1 protein-coding gene is annotated in these 695 nt (G+C 51.1%); it reads right to left on the bottom strand.

The features are described 5' to 3' along the window. Window positions 1-514, bottom strand: a 514-nt coding sequence (locus L6R21_28115) for a hypothetical protein (GenBank protein MCK6563071.1), incomplete at its 3' end; no start/stop codon positions are given. Window positions 515-695: the final 181 nt, after the last annotated feature.

Genomic DNA, 695 nt, shown 5'->3' with positions numbered 1-695 from the left:
CCAATAAAAAGCCGTCAATGGCGCGATGCTCGTGATCCGCCATAGTGCGCAGTGTCGCGTCGATATGCGGAATCAAATCCTGAATGAAGTAATCTTCAAATCGGCCGGTTCCGATTCCTTCCATTGGCCGCAGACTGGGCCGCAGCATATTCACACCGCAAGAATTAACAAAGCTGGTATGATCCTCGCTCGCCGTGCTGGGGCAAACGATGATCATTTTGCCGATTTCTCCCGAAGCGATCAGATCATCAACGACGTTCTGCAAGGCTCTACCGCCAACTCTCCCGCGCAAAGTTGGATCAAACCATTCGGATTCGTGGCCTTTGAGAAAATAGACCACTGGATAGCGTTCAGTGCTGTTGTCGTAGCCCGCAGGAAGGTACACGTAGTAATTCTTGGTCAGGCCAAGCGCGTTGGAATAGAAGCTTCTTTTCTCAACCCGACTGGGCTGGGCAAGGAGCGCTGGGCTGAAAAGCAGAAGCCCTAATACTTGAATGGAAAACACTCGCTTCATGGGACATTCCTGAACTTGGTTATTTGTTCATTTGATTTTCTTGAATCTTGATCGCATCAACTTTCGCCGCGTGGCGAATTTGGCCGGTGATCGACAATAATCAACCCGACCCTGCAATGCTTCAAAGGGCGCCTCGCTCATGCGTCTGGCCCGAATGTTGTGTACCCGCCATTGGGTTGAG

The organism is bacterium, assembly GCA_023150945.1.
Taxonomy (GTDB): Bacteria; Zhuqueibacterota; Zhuqueibacteria; order Zhuqueibacterales; family Zhuqueibacteraceae; genus Coneutiohabitans.
Note: the sequence above shows the minus strand (reverse complement) of the source record. Positions and strands in the feature narration are given on the sequence as shown.